The organism is Gemella haemolysans ATCC 10379 (assembly GCF_000173915.1).
In the GTDB taxonomy this organism is placed as follows: Bacteria; Bacillota; Bacilli; order Staphylococcales; family Gemellaceae; genus Gemella; species Gemella haemolysans.
Map to the genome: position 1 here is coordinate 128708 of NZ_ACDZ02000009.1, position 24115 is coordinate 152822.

Consider the following 24115-nt stretch of genomic DNA (forward strand, 5'->3'; position numbering starts at 1 on the left):
ACGTCAATCATTTTCCGAAGAAATTTTATTATTTTACAAAAAATATCCAGTTAAAAAACAACCCAGCAACTACGATCTTAATCCAACTTAAAATATACTTAAAACACACTTAAAATGTACTTAAAATACTATTAGCCATCTATATAATTAGACTAGTTTTCTAGTGTGTTTTATAGCACTCCCTTTCTTTTAATAAAACAAAAAATAAGATAATAGTAATATATTTAATTAATATATATTAACTTTATTTCTATCCTTAGTTAGAGCCTCCCAACTATCTTTCTATATCAAAAAAATCGAGGATGAGATTACTCTCATTCCTCGATTTATGAATAGTCATAAGTTACCTAGGGTTCAATCCTATTTATCTTCTTTTTGACGTCTTCTTACTGCTAATGCGATTCCTGCGATTAACGCACCGAATCCTACAGCAGCCGAGTTAGTTGTTTCGCTACCCGTGTTAGCAAGACGTTTAACTTGTGATTTAACTACACCTACTGAACCTCTTTCTCCTTCTGGTTTAACTGGAGAATTTGGATCCATTGGTTTTCCTGGTTTTTCAGGTGTTTCCGGAGTTCCTGGTGTTCCTGGTGTTTCTGGGTTCTCAGGTTTTTCAGGAGTTTCCGGCGTTCCTGGTGTTTCTGGGTTCTCAGGTTTTTCAGGAGTTTTCGGAGTCTCTGGAGTTCCTGGTTTCTCAGGTTTTTCAGGTGTTTTCGGAGTCTCTGGAGTTCCTGGTTTCTCAGGTTTTTCAGGTGTTTTCGGAGTCTCTGGAGTTCCTAGTTTCTCAGGTTTTTCAGGTGTTTTCGGAGTCTCTGGAGTTCCTGGTTTCTCAGGTTTTTCAGGAGTTTCTTCTTTAATTTCTTTATACACATAAGTAACTTCTGTTGTTCCTTCTGTTACTTTACCAGTTTCAGCACCTTTAGTTGCAGTTGGTACTAATACGTATTTCTTACCATCTTTTGTAGTGATTGTAGCTAGTCTGTTATCAGTTGTGTCATATGCTGAACTTATAGATCCGTCTGTAGTATCTTTAACGTCTTCTGCGATTGTGTTACCCGCTTCATCTACATAGCGAACTACTACGTTTCCTTTAATTTCTTTATACACATATGTTACTTCTGTTGTTTTACCTGCTTCAATACTTCCGTTTTCGTTACCTTTAGTTGATGCTGGTACTAGTTCGTATACTTTTCCTTCTGGAGTAGTGATACGAGTTGGTTTCACATCTTTATCCGTAGTGTTGTACGCTGCACCTGGTTTACCCTCTTTAGTACTCACAACATCTGCTTGAAGTGTGTTTCCAGCTTCGTCTACGTAGTGAACAACTACTTGTCCTGCTTTTTCGTATACATAAGTGATTTCTGTAGTTCCTTCTACAACAGCACCGTTTTCTGGTTTAGAACCATCTTTAAGTTCTTTAGCTGTTAAGTAGTAAACAGTTCCGTCTTTTTCGATTTTCTCTGGTTTGTTGTCAGTTGTGTCGTATTTCTCACTTAGTGATCCATTTTCTACATCTTTAGTATCCGCAGCTAATGTGTTTCCTTCTGTATCCACGTAGTGAACTACTACATTACCAGTGATTTCTTTGTACACATAAGTTACTTCTGTTGTTTCTCCAGTTTTAACTTTACCTGTTTCATCACCTTTAGTTAATTGAGGGATTAATTCGTATACTTTTCCTTCTGGAGTAGTAATACGGTTCGGTTTCATTCCATTATCAGCAGTATTGTAGTCTGAGTTTGGTTTACCGTCTTTTGTATTAACAGCACTCACTTGAATAGTGTTACCTTTTTCATCAGTATAGTTAACTACTACTTGTCCTGCTTTTTCATAAACATAAGTTACTTCTGTTTTACCTTCTACTACGTCTCCATTTTCTGGTTTAGAATCATCTTTAAGAGCTTTTTCTGTTAAGTAGTAAACAGTTCCGTCTTTTTCGATTTTCTCTGGCTTGTTGTCAGTTGTATCGTATTTAGCGTTTAGAGAAGCACCTTTAGTGTCTTCTTTGTCTTCAGCGATTACGTTACCTTCTGCATCAACGTAGTGAACTACTACATCACCAGTTACTTCTTTATAAACGTATGTTACTTCTTTAGTTTCTCCAGTAGCAACTTTACCAGTTTCTTCTCCTTTAGTTGCTGTTGGTACTAATTCGTACACTTTCCCTTCTGCTGTTGTGATACGAGTTGGTTTCATTCCGTTATCTGCAGTGTTGTAGTCTGATCCTGGTCTTCCATCTACAGTGTCTTTAGCACCTGAAGCTACATTCGCACCATTCGCATCAACACCTACTAATGGAGTTCCATCTTCTGTTTGGTAGTTAACTACTACTTGTCCTGCTTTTTCGTAAACATAAGTTACTGTAGTTGTTCCTTCAACAACATCACCAGTAGTTGGTTTAGAACCATCTTTAAGTTCTTTAGCTGTTAAGTAATATTTAACACCATCTTTAGTGATTTCATCTTTTTTGTGGTCTGCTGTGTCGTATTTAACGTTTAGAGAAGCATCTGTTTCATCTTTTTCGTCTTCAGCGATTACGTTACCTTCAGCATCTTCATACTTAACGACTACGTTACCTTTTACTTCTTTATAAACGTATGTTACTTCTTTAGTTTGACCTGATGTTACTGTACCTGTTTCATCACCTTTAGTTGATGCTGGTACTAGTTCGTATACTTTTCCTTCTGCAGTTGTGATACGAGTTGGTTTCATTCCGTTATCTGCAGTGTTGTATTCAGAACCTGGTTTTCCATTATCAGTGTCTTTAACACCTGAAACTACATCTTTACCATCTGCAGTTCCTACTAATGGAGTTCCGTCTTCTGTTTGGTAGTTAACGATTACTGATCCAGCTTTTTCATAAACATAAGTTACATTAGTTTTACCTTCTACTACATCTCCGTTTTCTGGTTTAGAATCATCTTTAAGCGCTTTAGCTGTTAAGTAGTAAACAGTTCCGTCTTTTTCGATTTTCTCTGGTTTGTTGTCAGTTGTATCGTATTTAGCATTTAAAGAAGCACCCTTAGTATCTTCTTTGTCTTCAGCGATTACGTTTCCTTCTGTATCAACGTAGTGAACTACTACATCACCAGTTACTTCTTTATAAACGTATGTTACTTCTTTAGTTTCTCCAGTAACAACTTTACCAGTTTCTTCACCTTTAGTTGCTGTTGGTACTAATTCGTATACTTTCCCTTCTGCAGTTGTGATACGAGTTGGTTTCATTCCGTTATCTGCAGTGTTGTAGTCTGATCCTGGTCTTCCATCTACAGTGTCTTTTGCACCTGAAGCTATATTAGCGCCATCTGCAGTTCCTACTAATGGAGTCCCGTCTTCTGTTTGATAGTTAACTACTACTTGTCCTGCTTTTTCGTAAACGTAAGTTACTGTTGTTGTTCCTTCAACAACATCTCCAGTAGCTGGTTTAGAATCATCTTTAAGCTCTTTAGCTGTTAGATAGTATTTAACACCATCTTTAGTGATTTCATCTTTTTTGTGGTCTGCTGTATCGTATTTAACGTTTAGAGAAGCATCTGTTTCATCTTTTTCGTCTTCAGCGATTACGTTACCTTCAGTATCTTCATACTTAACGACTACGTTACCTTTTACTTCTTTATAAACGTATGTTACTTCTTTAGTTTCTCCAGCAGCAACTTTACCAGTTTCTTCACCTTTAGTCGCTGTTGGTACTAGTTCGTATACTTTTCCTTCTGCTGTTGTGATACGGTTTGGTTTCATTCCGTTATCTGCAGTGTTGTAGTCCGATCCTGGTCTTCCATCTACAGTATCTTTAGCTCCTGATTCTACATTAGCACCATCTGCAGTTCCTACTAACGGAGTTCCATCTTCTGTTTGGTAGTTAACTACTACTTGTCCTGCTTTTTCATATACATAAGTTACTGTAGTTGTACCTTCTACTACGTCTCCAGTAGCTGGTTTAGAATCATCTTTCAATTCTTTAGTTGTTAAATAGTATTTAACACCATCTTTAGTGATTTCATCTTTTTTGTGGTCTGCTGTATCATATTTAACATTTAGAGAAGCATCTGTTTCGTCTTTTTCGTCTTCAGCGATTACATTACCTTCAGTATCTTCGAATTTAACAACTACGTTACCTTTAACTTCTTTATAAACGTATGTTACTTCTTTAGTTGTTCCTGATTCAACTTCACCTGTTTCTTCGCCTTCAGTTGATTCTGGAACTAATTGGTAAACTTTTCCTTCTGCAGTTTTAATACGTTCTGGTTTCATTCCGTTATCTGCAGTGTTATAAGCTGTACCTGGTTTACCGTTATCAATATCTTTTGCACCTGATTCTACAGTTTTGCTTTCATCACCAACTACTGTTCCTGTAAGCGGAGTTCCATCTTCTGTTTTGTAGTTAACGATTACTGATCCAGCTTTTTCATAGATGTAAGTTACTTTTGTAACACCTTCTACTACTGTACCTGTTTCAGCTGGTGATGTAGTTTCTTGATCATTTACAGTAGTTTTAGTGTTTGCTTCATTTAGATAGTAAACATTTCCTTGTGCATCTGTAAGTTTTTGAGGTTTTTCAGTTTCGTTTTCTTTAGTGTTGTACGTTACGTTTTTAGGCGTTTTAACAGTTTTATCTTCTACAACTACTTCTTGTCCATCAGCATTTACATAGTAATGCTCAGTTACTACTTCAACTACTGTCTCAGGAGTATCAGTGTAAGGATCTTTTAATACTGTTCCGTCTTCTGTTTGGTAGTTAACTACTACAGAACCTTTTTTCTCTACTTCACGAGTTTTTTCTTCGGCGTAAGTGTAAGTGATTGTTGTAGTACCACTTGCTACACGGTATGCACGAAGAGGAGTGATTTCGTCACGATAAGAATACTCTTCAACATCCAACGAAGGAGCATTAAGTCTAAGAAGAAAACCACCATTTTCTAATTCCAATGTATCTGAGTTAGAAACGCCTGATGTATCTGCTGTTAGATCTCTTGTAGGTCTTCCTTTAGCATCAACTTGGTCTTCAGCTATTCCCGCTAATCCTATAGAAACATATCGTTTGAAATTTAAAAGGTTATCTTCAAGTCCTTTTCCTTGAAGATATGCAAGATACCCTTTTACAAGAGTTTTGTTCTCTACTCCTGTTAAAGTATCTGGAGCCGCTTTAAATTTTTGTACCATTGCATATGTTCTATTTAAATTAGCCCCAGTTCCATCTACATCATCTGCTACATTATCACTAGATGACAATGGTATGCTTCCTGTTAAAGCCTGACTCTCAGTATTAGCTGTTACATAAGTGTTTTTCTCAAGTACGAAAACATAGTCTCCTTCTTTGATTCCTCCATCAGCAGTTACATTAGCTGAATTGAAGTCTTTTGCTGCAGCTTCTCCAGCTTTGAAAGCTTCTACCATCTTAGCATCAGAAGTGATTGCACCTGAATCTGCTTGTACATATTTACCATATGTTCCTTTTCCTGTTTGTTCAACGATCCAAGCTTTCCCACCAGCTTTTACAGTATCATAAGTGATTTTACCTTCTGCATTACTTAATCCTTCTGGAGTAAGTTTCGCGGTTACATCACCTAGAGTTGTGTCAGAGTATACTCCTCCACCGTTTCCAGTAGTTTCAACTTTAGGTTCTCCGATTAGGTGGTAAGTTTTCCCATCTTTTTCGATTGTTGCTTTTTTACCGTTTTCTTTAGCGTCGTTTAGGTCGCTATCTTGTGCATCGCCACCTGTAGTTTCTTTGAAAACTTCTCCTGATTTACCGTATACATTGTATGTTGTTTCAATCGTTTTATCAGCACCAGAATTTTGGTTTTTATTTTCTTCTAGTACAGTATTACCTTCAGCAGTTACGTATTTGTAATCTACTTTTCCAGTTTTAGTAATTGTATTTGTTCCCTCTGCAGTTGGATTAGTTGAAAATTCCCTACCTTCATTTGGATTCTCAATATTAGCTGTATCTACAATTACTGACCCCTTATCATTTGAGATCGTTGTTGTGTTGTCGCTGTTTTCTTTCATCGCCGCTTCTGCAGAATTGCTTCCAGCTGACAATGCGATTGCAGTACCAACGATTACACCGATTGCTCCGATTTTTACCGAATCAGAACGCCCATTTTTGAACTTACGTATCGAAAATTTATCATTCTTATTTATTAACATAAATCTACCTTTCATTTTGAATTTTTTTATAACTTAACAATATTTTTTTTATGATTTTTCCAAACAAAACTTAAATAATTACCATTAGTTCAGAAATTCTCAAAATACATTTTAGCACTTTAGCAACTAAAATGCAATTATTTTGACATTAAATGGATATTAATAATATAAAATAACGTTTGTTTTTTTATTTTCAATATTTTACATAAATTTATATATAATGATAAATACCAAAAATCAAATATTTCTAATAATTTACAGTAAAAAATTCACCCTTTCGAGCGGATTTTTATATTTCATACTATTTTATTGAATTTTTTTTTTATTTTTCGGATTTTCCAAATCTACTATCGAGTATATTGAGATATAATTTTACCAACCTAGTGTTACAGTTATAAAATCACACCCAAGACGGCGTAGTTCTTTTTGTCTATCATTATAAAAAGGCACTTCAATTCCTTTTACAACTACGTTCTTCATATTTTTGAGATGTAAACTTACAGATGATGTAAAATGATATACTTCGACAAATTCATACTCTTTAAATAACTCTACTAGAGCATCTTCGAATATTAAAGGTGTAATCAGATATTCCACATTGTCGATTTTAAATTTCTCTTTTGGGTGAGGTACATAATAATCTACACTCAGCGCTTTTGCATAAGTCGTAATAAAATTTACCGAAATACTCTCGTCCTCTTCTGAAAAATTTTGCCCGAGAAGAACTTTAGCCGTTCTGCCATTTTTTACTGGTTCTATATCTAACTTAAAGAAATTTTCTAAACACATCAACTTCTCTTTTGAGACAACATGAAAATCACTATCGTACAATGTATAATGTTTTTCTGTATTGTTGATTAAATCATCACGAGTTAAACCATATTTCCCTACTTGCATATTGTTTAGAGGTTGTGCGTACATTCCTTTTGGATAGATATTAGCATAACCATCATCAAAACTCATAAGGTGCTTATATTTTGAAGAAGCAACTATATCCAGTATCAACTGATTATCGAAACTAGCGTAAAATATTTTATCGTATTCTTTTGCACACTCATTAAGAGCTTGTTCGTAAGTCATTTCATAAGTACCATGAAGTACTAAATCAAAATCACGAGAATAATGTTCTTGCCTTTCATTCATCACAGGCGTGATATATACTTTAAAAAATCTTTCTTCTGAATACAGGTTTTGAATATAGTTAGCTATCTTAGCTTGCAATGGTGTCGTTGCGATTATTAGATTTTCCATGTCTTTCTCCTTTCACTTTTTATCTAAATTTAAAGGGAATTACTCAAAAATCATGATTTCAAAGAAACGTTTATATCGAATCAACCCCTTATTTCTTATTTTTATTATATTGCTTAGCCTGCTTATCTCTTATTCATTAAATCCAAATAGTATTTACTTACATTTTCTAGTGAATATTTTCTCGCAAGAGTTATATTACCCTCATTAGATTTATGGAAATCATCTTGTTCCATCTGCATTATTTTTTCTACTAGCTCGATTTGATTTCTAAATAATGTTATTGAATCCGACTGACTAGCGTAATATCTATGAGCAAAATCGACATCAGATAACAATCCTAATAGACCTTGACTTGCTGCTTCCACAAAAGCATTCGCAAAAAGTTCCGAAAAACTCGCCGAAATATAACATTTATGTTTTTGATAAGGTACTTCATCCACAATTCCTACAAATTTGATATTAGGAGTAAGTTCATACTTAGCTTTTAACTCACTAAGACGCTCTTCTGTCCCACCGTAAAATGTGATTTTGGTATTTGAACCAAGGTTATATAACTGAATAAAAGTTTTAATAACAAGTTCTACATTTTTCAGTTCTTGCATATTACCTACAAGGCAATAATCTGTAACTGGACCAATATTTTTCACCTCGGCAAAATTCTCCGTAACCATCGGTGGTAAAAATCTCACATCATAATCAAGTTTAGCAAGTTCTTCAGTAAGTCTTTCACCTGCGACTAAGTAACTAGTTTTCCCTCGAAGATTCGCAAGTTCTAAGTTACGAAGGACATTTTCATGAATAACTTCGTAATAGTTTTTTTCAGTATTTTCCATAAAACGGCATAGGTTCGGCGCTGGAACGATATGCTGATCACGAATAAGAAGATCATCTTGCTTAGCATTAACCGCAAGATATTTCACCAGTAAATCCTCCTCTGCCAGAATTTCATCATCTTTAAGGAAAATATATCCAGGATAGAATAGGCGAACTGGCACCGGCTGTTTAAATGGATCCATGTATTTCATTTTTAAGGCTACGCTACCGTCACTATTGTACAGCAACACCTCTCCAGCCTTGTAATCTTCAAAAAGAAACGGTGCTTCAGTGAAATAAAATTTACCTGAACCGTCTCCTAGAGTAACAGAACTAACAAAACCATCTTCCGTCAGAACAAGCTCATCACCTTCTTCTAATTCAAGAACATCAGGACGAATTGAAGGATCTTTATGACCGATGTCAGAATAACTAAAAGGCACACAAATTATCTCCTTGTCTAGAAAACCTAGTTTTTTAATATCTTTTTTCCAATTGTCTCTAATTTGAGGTGCACTTGCTAAATGCAGATAGTCTACATTTAGGTTTCTCGCTACCTTCGCTCTATATAATTGAGTCGTTTCAAAACCGTATCTACTAGTTTCTCTAACCGGATGCATAGTTATTATTCTTGGCATAACATTTCCTTTCCTTAACAACTTTTTAACAGTAATTCTCACAGCTGTTTTTATACTATTTTAATCAATTAATTTTATCATAAATACATATAGTCCGCAATAGAAGGGGTATAAACTAAAGAAAGGATTTTTTCTCCATTCACCTAATTTAAAAACAAGTTAATACTCTCAACAATCCAAGTTATATTCTTCCCATACCTTTCCTCTTTCATCTATCCATATTTTAGTAGCTATTTTTTCATATCCATATTCTGTATCTCCATTTGGATATTTCCTATCTTCAACCAAGAGATATCCTGGAATATTTCTTCTTTTTAAATGCCCCAGTATTTTTTAAAAATTTAAATAATTATATCTCTTGATTAAATGCACTATATTTTACACGTAATCTTTAAAAATAATTTATTCATAATATGTATTTATTTACTTTTTTTCTATAAATCTGTTATAATCATTATCCCCTAAAAACCCCCTTACTTCATTTAATATCAAAGGAGAACAACATTATGAAAATGTACAAAATCAATAACAAACAGGAAGTAGAGGTTTCAGATAAAATCTATTCAGCTATTTGCTATATGAGCTACAAGGTTAGACGTGCGAAAGCAAAAGATAAGAAGTATAATCTATTTTTCATATATGCATTCGATACAGAAGATAGTGACGGGGAAAATCTAATTAGGGATAATTCTCCTTTAACAGATGAGATAGTAATTACTAATGATATTTATAGGGCATTATATGATGCACTAGCTACTCTATCTACAGAAGATCAGCTTCTTCTAGTTGATTTATTTATAAAAGAAAAGTCTATACGTAGTATTGCAGAGAGAAGGCACTGCAATCCTATGACTATCTGTCGACATCGAGATAAACTATTTAAGAAGCTTGCTATATTACTTGAAAAATATAAGGATAATATTATCATAAAAAATTAGTACAATGTGAACATTGTGTGAACTTTTACATAATTTTTGTTACAAATAGCAAAAAAACACACTATATATAGTGAAGGGGACTTTTTTCGTAAGGGGGTAAATTCATTTATATTTTACAATATAAATATTTCCTACGTTACTTCTATTTCAATATAGATTTCTTTTCATAATTGTCTTTATAGAGAAGATATTTATATAGAGAGTGGCACTCAGGAGGTTATTTATAATGAAAAGAACACTATATTTAAACGATAGGGAGATAGAATCTTTTTACGAATTGCTTGAAGTTAAAAAGGACTTAATTTCTATGGCGCTTTATAAGGTTAATATACCTAAGAGACTTCATCATGAATTTTACAGTTACGGACTTGAAGGTTTATTGGTTAGTTTCTTAATCCTAAATGAAGGGAAAATTGAAGAAAAAGACTTCGACCGATTTGCTTTCACTACCATTAAAAGAAAACTAATCGATGAAATCCGCTATAGAAATAAAGACAAGAGTGTCCCTTTGGATATTTTCGACAATAATAAATTAGATGCTACAGATGATAATTATTCACTAGTATATATCCAATTGTTCGAATATTTAAAAGATACTCTAGAGGAGCAAGAATTAAAATTTTTCTGCGAATTTATAAAAACTTTGAACATAAAACAAACCGCAAAAGCAATGAATATCTCATTAGCCACGGCATATAGAATCCACAAACGTATAAAGGGAGTTTGTGAGGAATTTTTATTAACTAAATAGAATATTATTATTAGCCACTCTCTATGTGAATATCTAACATATATAACTCCTATCAGACAAAATACTAAACTGACTTAATCTCGTCAGTTTTTTTATTTACCGATAGAAAATAGGCGATTTCAAGAACTATCAAGTGTCACTTTTTATATGGAAATCAGGTAGTATTTTTATAAAATCATTTTTAGGAATAGAAAGAGATCCTCTAAAGTAATTTAGTCTCGTCAATAAAGCATAAAAAAGACACCCTTGAAAATTATCAAGGGTGTCTTTATATATCATAAGAGTATATTCTTTACAAATTTCAAATTAGTTTTTATCGTTTTTACGACGTCTTCCAGCAAGTAATCCTCCTAGGATTGCCATTCCTAATCCTGCTAATCCAGTATTAGTTTCAGTTGTACCTGTATTTGCTAAACGTTTTGGTTGAGGTTTCGGCTTAGCTACAGTTACTTTTCTGAAGATGTGACGTACATTTCCATCTTTATCAACAACTGTTCTTACGAACTCGTATCCTGGGATCTTACCAGCTTCTAGATTTCCGTTTTCAGTTGGTTTTAATGGATTTCCGTTTTCATCAACCCATGTTGTAGATTTTTCTACTGGAGTTGTAACTTTTTCGTATACGTGCTCGATATCTCCATTTGGAAGTTTCTTAGTCTCTACGAAGCGGTATCCTGGAATATCTTTCTTCGGTTGATCTCCGTCTTCTGTTGGATAGTTTGGAATTTCGTTTCCTTCTTTATCCTTGAATGAAGTTTTAACTTTTTCGTATACGTGTTCTACGTCTCCGTTTGGAAGTTTCTTAGTCTCTACGAAGCGGTATCCTGGAATATCTTTCTTCGGTTGGTCTCCATCTTCTGTTGGATAGTTTGGAATTTCGTTTCCTTCTTTATCCTTGAATGAAGTTTTAACTTTTTCGTATACGTGTTCTACGTCTCCATTTGGAAGTTTCTTAGTCTCTACGAAACGGTATCCTGGAATATCTTTCTTCGGTTGGTCTCCGTCTTCTGTTGGGTAGTTTGGAATTTCGTTTCCTTCTTTATCCTTGAATGAAGTTTTAACTTTTTCGTATACGTGTTCTGTATCTCCATTTGGAAGTTTCTTAGTCTCTACGAAACGGTATCCTGGAATATCTTTCTTCGGATTTGTTCCTTCTTCAGTAGTTGTTCCTGGAATTACATTTCCATCTTTATCTTTATAAGTTGTTGTAACTTTTTCATAGATGTGTTTTGTATTTCCTTTTGCGTCTACTTCAGTTTTAACAACTTTGTATCCTGGGATTACTTCAGATGGTGTTTTTCCATCTTTAGATGGAATTAATTCAGTTTCTTTTCCATCTTTACCTACAACTACGAATTTAGTATCTGGACGTACTGTTGGAGTATATGTAGCTGTAACTGGTGTTCCGTTCTTATCTACACGTTTAACTGTTACTCCTTTAGCTGTACCTGTGAATTGTGGTTCTGGAGTGAATGTTACTTTACCGTCTTTATCGATTGTGTAAGTTCCTTCTCCTGGTACTACTTTTGTAGTTGTTCCGTCTTCGAATGTTGGTGGTACTGTTTCATCGATTGGCACATTAGGATTTCCTGGTTTGAATTCTGGTGTTCCTGTTTGTGGTTGTCCTTTAGGTCCTTCAGATTTCGCAGGTGTTCCTTCTGGTGTTACTGGTGTAACTGTCGGTGTGTATTTAGCCGTTACTGGTGTTCCGTTCTTATCTACACGTTTAACTGTTACTCCTTTAGCTGTACCTGTGAATTGTGGTTCTGGAGTGAATGTTACTTTACCGTCTTTATCGATTGTGTAAGTTCCTTCTCCTGGTACTTTCTTCTCAGTTGTTCCATCTTCAAATGTTGGCGCTACTGTTTCATCGATTGGTACATTAGGGTTTCCTGGTTTGAATGTTGGTGTTCCCTCTTGTTTTGCACCTTGGATTCCTGTTGATTCTGCAGGTGTTCCTTCTGGTGTTACCGGTGTAACTGTCGGTGTGTATTTAGCCGTTACTGGTGTTCCGTTCTTATCTACACGTTTAACTGTTACTCCTGTTCCTTTTCCTGTGAATGTTTTCTCAGGTGTGAATGTTACAGTTCCATCTGGATTTACTTTGTAAGTTCCTTCTCCTGGAATTGTCTTAGTTGTTGATCCATCTTCGAATGTTGCTGGTACTTCATCATCCATTGGTACTTCTGGGTTACCTGGTTTGAATGTTGGTTTTCCAGTTTGTTCTTTTCCTTGGATATCTGTTGTTTCTGCAGGTGTTCCTTCTGGTGTTACTGGTGTAACTGTTGGTGTGTATTTAGCCGTTACTGGTGTTCCGTTCTTATCTACACGTTTAACTGTTACTCCTGTTCCTTTTCCTGTGAATGTTTTCTCTGGAGTGAACGTTACAGTTCCGTCTGGTGCTACTGTGTATGTTCCTTCTCCTGGAATTACTTTTTCTTTTGAACCATCTTCGAATGTTGCTGGCACTTCATCATCCATTGGTACTTCTGGGTTTCCTGGTTTGAATTCAGGTTTTCCTGTTTGTTCTTTACCTTGGATATCTGTTGTTTCAGCTGGCTCAGCTGTTGGTGTTACCGGTGTAACTGTTGGTGTGTAAGTCGCTGATGTTGGTGTTCCATTCTTATCTTTAACTTGTACTGTCGCTGGATCTGGTGTTCCTACGAAGTCTTTATTTGGTGTGAATGTTACTTTCCCTGTTGTTGGATCAATTGTGTATGTTCCAATTTGTTTTCCATCTTTTGTTGCTGGAATTGTTGTATCTGTAACAGGTTTTCCATCTACTACGAATTGAGCTGGTTGCTCTGGTGTAATTGTGATTGGCGCTGTTTCATCACCCTGAGTGAACGTTGGTGTTCCTTCTTGTGTTTTACCTTGGATGTCTGTTGTTTTAGCTGGCTCAGCCGTTGGTGTAACTGGCGTTACTGTTGGTGTGTAAGTAGTTTCTACTTTTGTTCCGTTAGTATCTTTAGCTACAACTTTCGCTGGATCTGGTGTTCCTGTGAAGTCTTTGTTTGGTTGGAATGTGATTACTCCTGTTGTTGGATCAATTGTGTATGTTCCAACTTCTTTTCCATCTTTAAGCGCTGGCATTGTTGTTACTTCGTTACCACTTGGATCTACTAGTTTAACTGTAGATTTGTCGATTGGCGCTACTTCGTCACCTTTTTTGAACATTGACTCAGTTTCTTGAGTTTGAGGTTGTCCTTGTTTTCCAGTTGTTTCTTTTGGTTCAGCTGTTGGTGTAACTGGCGTTACTGTTGGTGTATATGTTGCTGTAGCTGGTGTTCCATTCTTATCTTTTACTTCTACTGTTGCTGGATCTGGTGTTCCTGTGAAGTCTTTATTTGGTTTGAATGTAACTAATCCAGTTGTTGGATCGATTGTATACTTACCAATTTCTTTTCCATCTTTTGTTGCTGGAATTTCTGTTGAATCTACTGGTTGTCCATTTACCACGAATTTAGCTGGTTGCTCTGGTGTAATTGTGATTGGAGCTGTTTCATCACCTTGTGTAAATGTTGGTTTTCCTGCTTGTTCTTGACCTTGTTTACCTTCAGGTGTAACTGGTGTTCCTGTCGGTGTTACTGCTGTTACTTCTGGAGTATATTTACCTTTTGAAGTAACTGGAACTTTGTTTCCTTCTGAATCAGTTGCTGTTACTGATACTTGTACATTAACACCTTTAGCTTTTCCTGTAAATGTTGGAAGTGGTTCAAATGTTACTACACCTGTTGCTGGATCGATTGAGTATGTTCCTTCTCCATCAACTATCACTTTACCTTCAGCATTAGCTCCTTCTAACGAGTATGCAGCTGTTGTCCAGTCTACGTTTGTTCCATCTAATGTATTATCTGTATTATTTAATTCAGAGAAACGATCTTTTCCTGATTTAGATGTTTGTGGTTGTCCTTGTTTTCCTGTAGTTTCATCTGCAGATGGTGCAATTCCATATACAGTTGGTGTATATGCATTTTCTACCGCTACTGTCACTGGATTTCCTGACTCATCATTAAATGTTACATCAGCCGCTACTGTTACCGGATTTGCAGTTCCTACAAATCCTTCTACTGGAGTGAACGTTACTTCACCTGTATTTGAATCTACAGTGTATGTTCCTTCTGCAGTTGTTAATGAGGCAACTTTTGCTCCTGTTTTTGGATCTACTAGTTTGTAATTTGATACTGTAGTTCCTTCTTTTCCATCATTGAAATTGTCTGCCATTGAGTCAGTTTGTTTTTGACCTTGAGCTCCTGATGATTTTTCTGGTTCTGTTACTACAATGTAGTAAGTTGTTTCTGCTACTGCGTCTTCTGTAACTTCACCAGCATCTGTTCCATCTACTGTTGGAGTTGTTACAACACCGTTTGAGTCTACTGCGCTTGCTGTTACTTTGTAACGTCCTTTTTGAGATAATACATAAGCGTTAGCTTTAGCTAGGTTTGCTTCTGCAGCTGTTTTCAGAGCTGTACGTGCAGTTTCTACTGCTTTTTCAGCTTCTAAAGCTGCAGCACGTGTTGACTCTACTTCAGTATCTTTTGTTGCAAGATTTGCTTTAGCTGTTGCTAATTGCGCTTCTACAGATGTTTTAAACTCTTTAACTTGCGCAAGTTTTCTCTCTGCTAATTCTTGAGCTGTTGTCGAGATCGAACGTAGTTTTAAATTATCCAATGCTTTTTGCGCGTCACCTTCTATTCTTGAAGCACGATCTAATAGTTCTTGAAGACGAGCTAATTCATTTTGTGTATCTTGTTGTTCTTTTATCGCTGTTGCTGCCGCTTTTGTTTTTTCTGCAGCTGTACGTTGTGCTGTGATATAAGCAGTTTCTTCAGCTTGAGCTCCATCAAAATTAGTTACTGTTCCATCTGGTGCAGTTACTGTTACTTTTGTTTTGATAGTATCAGAATCTGTTGCTGATGTTTTATCATCGATTGTATCTGCGAATGCTACGTTTGCCTTAGTTGATTTAACTAAGTCTACTGATGTATCTTTTGCTTCTGAATAACTTGTTGAAGTCCCTGTTGGTTTAGCATTTTGAATTGATGCTACGTCTGTCGAAATTGCTTCACGGTATGCTACATATCCTTTGAATCCTGATTCTGTCTCAATTTCCCAACCAGCATTTGATTTTTTAGCTGTTACTGCTGAACCGTCAGAAGATGTCCATTGGTTTGTTAATGAATCGTAACTTACTGTAACTACCATTCCTTGTTCTGAAGATGTGTGATCTTTTTTAACTAGTGTCTCTGTACGTGTAACGGCTCCTACTGCAGTTACCTCACCTTTTTTACGGATTTCAGCAATTTTATCTACTAGTGTTGCCGCTGAAGATGTTGCACTCCATGTACGTTCAAATTCATAAACAATGAATTTAACATCACCATTTGCTTGAGCATCTGTATAAACACGACGTTCAATAAGAGTTGATGTACCGTTATTATTATCTTTTAATTCGTAAGCTTTTTCAAGAGGTAACGTATATTTACCTGTTGCACTGTTAAATACCGCTTTATGAGTATTATTTGCTGCATCAGTTACCATAGCAAATTCACGTTGAATATTCGCTTTAACCTTATCAGTTGTTGCTTTCGCTACAATATTATCCACACCTACATATTTAGTAGATTCCGGTGTTACAGTTAAGTTAACAGTTGAATCACCTGTTGCAGATGCTGCTGCTAATACCGCACCTTCTTGTACCGCTGTATTAGTAGTACCTGCAGCTACTGTCCAGTTTCCATCTTTAACTACAAGTTTTGTAACTGTTCCATCTGGCATTGTAATTTCAGCTTTGTTAGCTCCTTTTGAAATTGTCACAGGTACATTTGTTGCGTAAGCTTCAACATTCTTAACAGTTATCTTAGGTGCTACTGCAATTGTAATATTTTCATGAGCTTCTTGACCATACATATTCCAATCCATATTTGTTGCATTGGTTGTATTATTGTAGTCTTTCGCATAAACAGCTGTTGTGAAAATCCCAGCTTCACTTGCTGTTCCAGTAATCAACCCTGTCTTAGGATCATAATTTAATCCTGGTACAACATCATTTATTGGAGTTTTACTTCCCGTATAATTACCATTTAAAGCAGTATGAGCTGTGACTGTTTGTGGGGCATTTCGAGTTTCTCGATTATATTCTGTAGTAAGTACAGTTCCATCTACTGCAGTGAATGATGCTTGTCGGTCATTTGCCGCAGCTGTTGCTGACCCTGCTATTATCCTTTCACCATTTCGAGTATAGTTTGCTCGATTATCTCTAGTCATACCATCATTATCAACATATTTAATATCATGACTAACTTGATCGCCTATAGTTACTAGTTTTGATGACCCTTGAATAAGTGGTGCAGATGAATCTTGCCATCCAACCCAACCTGCTGTTAAGTTACGAAAATCCACTGCTTGAGTAGAACCATCTGGTTTAGTAACAGTAACTTTGTAACGCATGTCATAAACACCATTTTGAAGGGTTGATGCCGCATATCCCTCTACTGTATCTGAGTTTGCATTATACACAGTACCAGGAACCATATTAGTAAGTACTATATCTGTAATACTATACCCTGCCGCTTTTGCTGCATCAGATAAACTAAATCTTTTCTTCACATCTGTAATATATACATAGTGATTTCCTTGTTCATAAGTATAACCATAGATTTCTGTAGCTATGTATTCATACGCTCCTCCAGATCCCCATATTGTATTCCCATTAGCACGACCTGTAGGGCGAATTTTACCTTTCCATAGTTCTGCTTCGCGTCCAAGTTTCTGAGCTTCTGTTTTTGACAGAGGAATATCAGTACGACCACTTATCCCTGCTTTTCCACTATTAGATGCAAGAACCTCAGTGTTTTCAGATTGATATCCATGAACATAAATTTTATAATTCTGATTTCCATCTAAAATTTGATAAGATTTACCTGTAGAACCAAGAAATTCACCATTTTCTTTTCTTAGTTCTTTAGAAGCAGCTGTATACCCTTCATTAGCTGAAAGAGCTACTCCGTATTTACCATCACGGCGAACACCTGCATTTTCTAACTCAGAGTATACTGCTTTAATAGAGTTTCCAAGTTCTTCTAGGCTTCTAGCGATTTGTTCTTTTGTTGTTTCATCATTACCAAGTAATTCGTTAGCTACTTTGATAACTTCTTCATTTTTAGCTACAGCTTTTTCTACAGCTGGTTTTGCTTCTAATTTAACTTCATTTTTACGAATTGCTTCTTTAGCAAGTACGTTTGTTACTTCTGCTTCTGAAGTTACTTGAGTTAATTCTTTTTTAGCTTCTTTAACTTCTGCTGTTTGTTTTTCTTCAGATTTCGCTTTAGCTTCGTCTTTTTTAGCTTCTTCTTTCGCTGCTACTGCAGTTGCTTCTGACTCTGCTACTGCTTTAGTTAATACATTAAGTGTTGTTACTTTTGCATTAACTTCGTCTTGAGTAGCATCAGCTTTTTCGAATACTTCTTTTGCTTTCGCTAATTCTTCACGAGCTGTTTTTAATACAGCTTCATCAGCATTTTTAGCTGCTTTTAATTTTTGCTCTAAGCTATCAATGTTTGCTTTTAGAGCTGTTTTATCAGCTGCTTTTGTTTCAGGAGTTTCTGCCCCTACTTTTGCTGCTACTGCTGCAGAAACACTTTCTTTAGTGTTTTCTACTTTCGCTGTTTTTTCTACAGCTTTAGGTGCTTCTTCTTTTACACCTGCATTTGTTGCGTTATCCTCAGTTGTGTTGTTTGACACTTCTTCAGATGCTTGAGCTACTGCTCCAGCTCCTAAGAAAATACTCGCACCGATTACTACTGATGCTGTACCAACTTTGAATTTTTTGATAGAATATGATTCTACTTTTGTACCTTCTTTAGTGGTTTTTAAGTACTTATTATTTTTTCCTCCTTTGGTATATCTTTTTAACTTCTTCAGTGATAACTCTCACCTAGGGTCAATATTATGTAGAAATTATAATGAAAAACACAAAAAATATAACAGAATTTTTTATATTTTCTAAATAGTTTCTATACACAATACTTTCCCAAAATACAAATTAAATATATACTCTTAATTTTACTAATTTGTATATACATTTTACTGATTTTGAAATTTTTATTGATTTCATTTACTATATTACCAAAATTTATTATATTATGTCTATTTAAAACCTTGTTAACATGTTCTAATAATTCTTAAATCAGTGTATTTTTTATTAATTTTTCAATACTCTCTATCGCCAACGAAACCCTATCCATACCCCATAAAAGTTGTCTAACCAACTCTGCCTCGTTATATAAAACTCTAAAATTCAAGTCAATTATTTTAAAAAATTTTTTCTATATTTTTTAAAAAATAGAAAAATTTACTTAGAAATTACAGTTAACAATATATATTTAGAAATTCTACAAAAACAACATCTACTACATATATGTAAGGATTTATGATGATTTTCATTTTCAATTAAAACACATTTAAAATAACTTGAAAATCAATAATTTTTTACTTAAAATATACTCTAAAAAACCTTAAATATATTTACTATTCTAAAAGATCACTCTACATATGAGCTCAAATCCATACATTCTATACAATTTCCCCTTATACTATGAACTTCTTCCCCCTTACTATGAACTTGTTACTATTGACCTAGTGCTAGTCGTATGTTAGAATGAAGGCGTGGAGCTACATACATTAAAATCTTGACAAATGTATAATAGAGTTTATTAAAAAAATTAGATTAACGACAATAAAGCAAGCACTTTTAGTTTAATCACTTAAAAAACTTTCCACAAATTTATAACAACAATAATCGATAAAGTATTGACAGTTTATAAACTTAAACTGTTTTTCAAACAAGACTACTAAATTACAAACATGTATACCGGAGGGTTTTATGATTACAATCGAAGATATCAATAAGGTAATAGAAAAAATAAAAAACGAGAACACAAAAGAGTACATTAGCATTTCTATCAATGGAGATAGAGGTCTTAATGTTAAAACTAGTAAATTCGGGGGAGTCCCTTACATCGCACAAGATACTGAGGTACCGGTAGATGCAGAAGGAAATCAACTTGCACTACTAGCTCAAATCAACTGTACTGAACTTCCAGAAAATGATATTTATCCTAAAGAAGGATTACTGCAATTCTGGATTTCACGCGATGATTCTTTCGGATTATTTTCTAAAGGAACTAATGTTGTAAAATACATCAAAGATATAGATGAAAACATAACAAACGGAGATGTACTAAGTAAGTATCATCTTCCTAGTGAAGACAACGACGAGGAATATTCTCCATTCCAAGAAAGGGATGCATCATTTGCATTAACATTCAACAAAGGAACTTCAACAATTACAGCTACGGACTTCTTATTCGAAGATATCGCAAAAGACGCTATCCGAGAGTTATTCCCAGAGGAACAAGTAGAAGATTTATACGAAGACCTTGATAGTGAGGTTTATGAAAAACTATTTAAAGCATTCGAGGGAGTTAAACACGCTATCGGCGGTTATCCAACATTCGTTCAATGGGATCCTCGTGACCCTGAGAATAAAGAAGCATACAATACAATGTTACTTCAAATAGAAAGTGAATGGGATCCTAATACAAAAGACAATCTTATTATGTGGGGCGATTCAGGAGTTGCAAACTTCTTTATAAACAAAGAAAAATTAGCAAACTTAGACTTCGAAGATGTACTATTCAACTGGGATTGTTGTTAATTAAGACTCTCTCAAATTCGGAGCACAGAGAAAAATAAGAAATGAGACTTAGACAACAATTTGTTGCTTATATTTTCTATTATTTAATACACTACCTTACTTAATGAAATATTCAAAAGGACAGAGAGTAAAAATTTACTTTCTGTCCTTTTTTGGGAGTATATATTTGATTATAATTTTTTAGATACCCATAACATTCTCCAAACCACAACATGGACAAGTTGGATAACCAAAATCTTGACTATCAGCCTCAAAATAACTATATAGTAATTCTCTTATTTATTAATCTCTATTTTTTACCTTTATTATTTTAAACCTTATCGCTTCAAATTTTAGACTCTTTGTAAAATTAGATATTGGAATTTTTTCCATATCCCGAATTTAATGTACAAGCAAAATAAACCTCTTTCGGAATTTTATTTTTGAGTTATTTTCGTGTTTTCAAACTACATAATATAATTTAAACTTATTTTTCTTCTCGGCGTTTTCTTACACTCATCACTAGGGCGGCTAGCATTGTCATGAAACCTAGAGTAGTAACACCTGATGAAACTTCACCTGTATTCGGTAATCTTTCTGATTTTTTTCTATTTCCATTACTTAACGTAACTATACGTTCCTCAAGATCTTCTACAGTCGGTAAATCTTGAAGTTGTTCTTTCGGATTCGGTATAGGTTCAACAAGTGACCCCTTATACTCAGGCACTTCTACTATAGTTGGTCTATCCGACGGAACTCCTCCTTTATATTCTGATATTTCTAACACTAGTGGTTTTTCAGATGATACCCCTCCTTCAAATTCAGGAATGTACAGTACAGGTGGTTCTGTCGATACCACCCCTCCTTCGTATTTTGGTATTCCCAATACAGGGGGATTTATCGATGATGCTCCTCCTTCATATTCTGGTACTTCTAATACCGGAGGCTCTTCAGAAGACACTCCATCCTCATATTCTGGCACTTCATTTTTCGGTGCATCTGATGGCACTTGCCAAGTTGGTTTTACAGGAATATCGTAATCATATTGATAGACTACTGTCGTCGTTCCTTCTACTATTTTCCCTGTTTCTGCAGTTACATTGTTAAATTTAGCTGAAACTGGATAAACTCCATGGTATTTATATACTTTTCCATCTGTAGTCGTTATTTTTTCTACTAATTTTTCTTTAGCATTGTAATCTTGTGTAGACCACTCTTTAACTTCTTCTCGAGTTGATACTACTTTATCACCTGATTTTGTAGTATATGTGTAAGTTGTTTTTAAAACAGCATCTTTTACTAACGTTTCCGCTGGTTTTATTTCATTTCCTTCTGCATCAACATACTTAACAACTACAGAACCCGCCACTTCTTTTTCCGTAGGCTTCGTATCTTCTTTAGTTACTAAGCGATAAACATAGGTAACCTGTGTTTTTTCTTTATTGATTATTCCTTCTTCAGATGCAGAACCTTCTTTTAATCCTAAGTACTCATAAGTAAATCCTGTTTTATCACCTAAAATTGTTTTATATCTTTTCGCAGTAGCATCATAAGTAGGTTCTAAGTTTTCTGTAATTTTCTCTTCCCCTACTTTTGTAGAACCTGAAAGAACATCGTATGTTTTCACTTTTACATAAGCTACATCTTTAGCAATCACTTCAGATGATTTCAACACTTCTCCTGATTCAGATTCATAGTTCACACTAACAGATCCTACTTTTGTATTTTCAATTTTCACCGGTGAATCAGATAATTTTGTAGATAATCTATAATAATGATTTACAACTGTTTCTCCTTCTCCCATCACTTTATAAGCACGAATCGGAGTAATTATTTCTTTAACTTTGTAATTTGTTTCTTCTTTAGTTTTTATATCTTTCTTAGTTAATTCCGTCTCATTTGTAGTTGAATTTTCATTAACAACATTAATATTACTTAAGTCGTCAGAAATTGTCACAATACCTTTATTCACATATACAGAATCTTCTCTTGTTTCTACTTCAGGATTAACTTTTTCCCAATTGCCATAATGTTCCGGTTCTACATCTTTGTGATAAGATAGTATATAACCTTTTTGTATACCTCTATCAAACCCAAATTTCAAATAATTTTTCTTTGTTTCTGTCACATCTTTATGATTATCATATTGATTAACAATTCTTTGAGTAGAGTCCACAGCAACAGATAAATTGTTTAATACATTTTGACCTTCTTCAATATGCTTTCTTAAATTTTTAAGGGCCTCTTTATTTTGTTGGAAAAACATAATTCCACGGTCTGATTCTATCGCTATATCAATATTATTTTGTTTAATCATCTCTATTGCACTAGCGATATTCTCATCAACCTTAGCTTTTCTCGTTTTTAAATCTTGTTTTTCTTCATCACTTTTTGCATTTTGATTGAAGTATTCTAATATACCATATACTTCAGAATGCATAACCTCTAAAATTTCTCTTAAAGATTCTTTTTTAAAGTTATGAACTTTAGAACTAGTTATTCCAGGAGGAAAACCTTTCAAACTATTAGAATAGAATAAAGTAGTTTCGTTATTAAACGTAACTTTACCATCGTCCGCTGTACCGAAGATTTTATCCTCTCCTATCGTTGAATACACTCCAGTTAAGGGTTGATCCCAAAAAGCATAAGATGGATACCCCTGAATCCCTTCTTCTCTGACATACGGTTCAGTTTTATTATACTCTGGTGTCGCAGCAATTTTTTCTCGTCTATACTTTACTGTATTAACAGTTCTCGTACCACTTCCATGAGCATATGTATCACGATCCATGACAAGAACCGTATCCCCTTCTTTAAGAGTCACATTTTCTTTCGTGAAATCTTTAGCTGCCCCTTGCCCATTTTTCCATTTCGCAACTGCATCTTCATCACTAGATACCCCGCTAGCTTCTACGAATTTTCCATAATGTCCATCTGAAGTTTCTTCAACTAAATATACCTTCCCTGTAATTTTTCCGTAGTTTATTTCTCCTAGATTGTTGTGCATCCCTTCCGGAGAAACCGGTGCTTCTACATCATTAAATTTAGTTTTTTCATAAGTCGCTTTATTAGCAGCTACTACTTCTGAGCGAATCCATTTGTATTCTTTATTGTTAGCTTGAATTATCGCTTCTTTTCCTGTATCTTCATCGATAGCAGTACCTGTTTTTTCTACAGTTGATCCACGATAATCTTTCCCATCTGTATCGTACGCAATACCTTTCTTATCATAAGGTGTCACTACAGTTCCTTCTTCTCCAGCTACTTTTTTTGAATCTTGTAGTTTTGAATTATCATCTTCTAATAGATAATTAACCGTTGCCTTAGATTTGAATTTTACAGAATCTGTACCATCCGCATCTCCTGTGTTTTGATTAGCTTTAGTCGGTTGATTATATCGTATATCAGCCACCACATCAACAGTCACTTTTTTCGCAGGATTTTGATCATCTGTAAAAGTCGTCTTAGCAGTTGATGAAACTTTTTCAAATTTACTTACAATTGTTGTTTCATTTTTCCCATCTGAACTTACATTAGCAGATGCAGTTCCACCACCAACTAACATTGCTAAACCTAAAATTGTTATTGCTCCAATTAATTTCGAATCTGTTCTACCATTTTTATACTTTCTTAGAGAAAATTTCTCTTTTTTAATATTTTTAAACATTATTTCCCTCTCTATTATTTTATTACTTCTCTTTATTATATCTTTCTTACTATAAGAAATCACTAAATTTAATATCTAAATAATTTCTAAACAGCTATATATCACGTTCTCGATTTTAACACATTAAATAGTTTTTATCAAATATTCGGCAACATTAATTCGCACTTTATAAAAAAAATATCTCCCTAAGCTTTCACTCAGGAGATATTA

Annotated in this window: 8 protein-coding genes; 3 read left to right on the top strand and 5 right to left on the bottom strand. The window is 34.6% G+C overall.

Features of this window, described 5'->3' with window-relative positions; all coding sequences use genetic code 11:
* Positions 1–360 precede the first annotated feature (360 nt).
* From GEMHA0001_RS04310 to GEMHA0001_RS04320, 3 genes are all read right to left on the bottom strand, one after another.
* A complete protein-coding gene (locus GEMHA0001_RS04310; RefSeq protein WP_003144568.1) occupies positions 361–6150 on the bottom strand; it encodes a MucBP domain-containing protein in 5790 nt (1929 codons plus the stop codon).
* Positions 6151–6522: 372 nt separating this feature from the next.
* Positions 6523–7401 carry a glycosyltransferase family 52 gene (locus tag GEMHA0001_RS04315; RefSeq protein WP_003144471.1) on the bottom strand — a complete coding sequence of 293 codons (879 nt, stop codon included), beginning with the start codon at positions 7399–7401 and terminating at the stop codon, positions 6523–6525.
* Between the two features lie 122 nt (positions 7402–7523).
* Positions 7524–8852 carry a glycosyltransferase gene (locus tag GEMHA0001_RS04320; protein ID WP_003144502.1) on the bottom strand — a complete coding sequence of 443 codons (1329 nt, stop codon included), beginning with the start codon at positions 8850–8852 and terminating at the stop codon, positions 7524–7526.
* Positions 8853–9358: 506 nt separating this feature from the next.
* Here GEMHA0001_RS04320 and GEMHA0001_RS04325 point away from each other — a divergent pair.
* Entirely contained in the window at positions 9359–9790 is a 432-nt protein-coding gene (locus GEMHA0001_RS04325) for a sigma-70 RNA polymerase sigma factor region 4 domain-containing protein (RefSeq protein ID WP_003144570.1), read from the top strand.
* A gap of 226 nt (positions 9791–10016) precedes the next feature.
* Positions 10017–10541: a sigma-70 RNA polymerase sigma factor region 4 domain-containing protein gene (locus GEMHA0001_RS04330; RefSeq protein WP_003144497.1), complete on the top strand. Its 525-nt coding sequence runs from the start codon at positions 10017–10019 to the stop codon at positions 10539–10541.
* 306 nt (positions 10542–10847) lie between these two features.
* On the opposite strand, the gene GEMHA0001_RS04335 is transcribed toward GEMHA0001_RS04330, so the two are convergent.
* The gene (locus GEMHA0001_RS04335; RefSeq protein ID WP_081450722.1) at positions 10848–18464 is read right to left on the bottom strand and encodes a YSIRK-type signal peptide-containing protein; all 7617 of its coding nucleotides are present in this window, start codon (positions 18462–18464) and stop codon (positions 10848–10850) included.
* Between the two features lie 961 nt (positions 18465–19425).
* Here GEMHA0001_RS04335 and GEMHA0001_RS04340 point away from each other — a divergent pair.
* A complete protein-coding gene (locus GEMHA0001_RS04340) occupies positions 19426–20259 on the top strand; it encodes a YwqG family protein (protein ID WP_003144565.1) in 834 nt (277 codons plus the stop codon).
* A gap of 466 nt (positions 20260–20725) precedes the next feature.
* On the opposite strand, the gene GEMHA0001_RS04345 is transcribed toward GEMHA0001_RS04340, so the two are convergent.
* Entirely contained in the window at positions 20726–23905 is a 3180-nt protein-coding gene (locus GEMHA0001_RS04345) for an SIALI-17 repeat-containing surface protein (RefSeq protein WP_003144630.1), read from the bottom strand.
* Between the last annotated feature and the right edge of the window lie 210 nt (positions 23906–24115).

Excerpts from the sequence above, each read along its gene's own strand:
- GEMHA0001_RS04310 (WP_003144568.1), bottom strand. The coding sequence starts at position 6,150 with ATGTTAATAAATAAGAATGATAAATTTTCGATACGTAAGTTCAAAAAT.
- GEMHA0001_RS04315 (WP_003144471.1), bottom strand. The coding sequence starts at position 7,401 with ATGGAAAATCTAATAATCGCAACGACACCATTGCAAGCTAAGATAGCT.
- GEMHA0001_RS04320 (WP_003144502.1), bottom strand. The coding sequence starts at position 8,852 with ATGCCAAGAATAATAACTATGCATCCGGTTAGAGAAACTAGTAGATAC.
- GEMHA0001_RS04325 (WP_003144570.1), top strand. The coding sequence starts at position 9,359 with ATGAAAATGTACAAAATCAATAACAAACAGGAAGTAGAGGTTTCAGAT.
- GEMHA0001_RS04330 (WP_003144497.1), top strand. The coding sequence starts at position 10,017 with ATGAAAAGAACACTATATTTAAACGATAGGGAGATAGAATCTTTTTAC.
- GEMHA0001_RS04340 (WP_003144565.1), top strand. The coding sequence starts at position 19,426 with ATGATTACAATCGAAGATATCAATAAGGTAATAGAAAAAATAAAAAAC.
- GEMHA0001_RS04345 (WP_003144630.1), bottom strand. The coding sequence starts at position 23,905 with ATGTTTAAAAATATTAAAAAAGAGAAATTTTCTCTAAGAAAGTATAAA.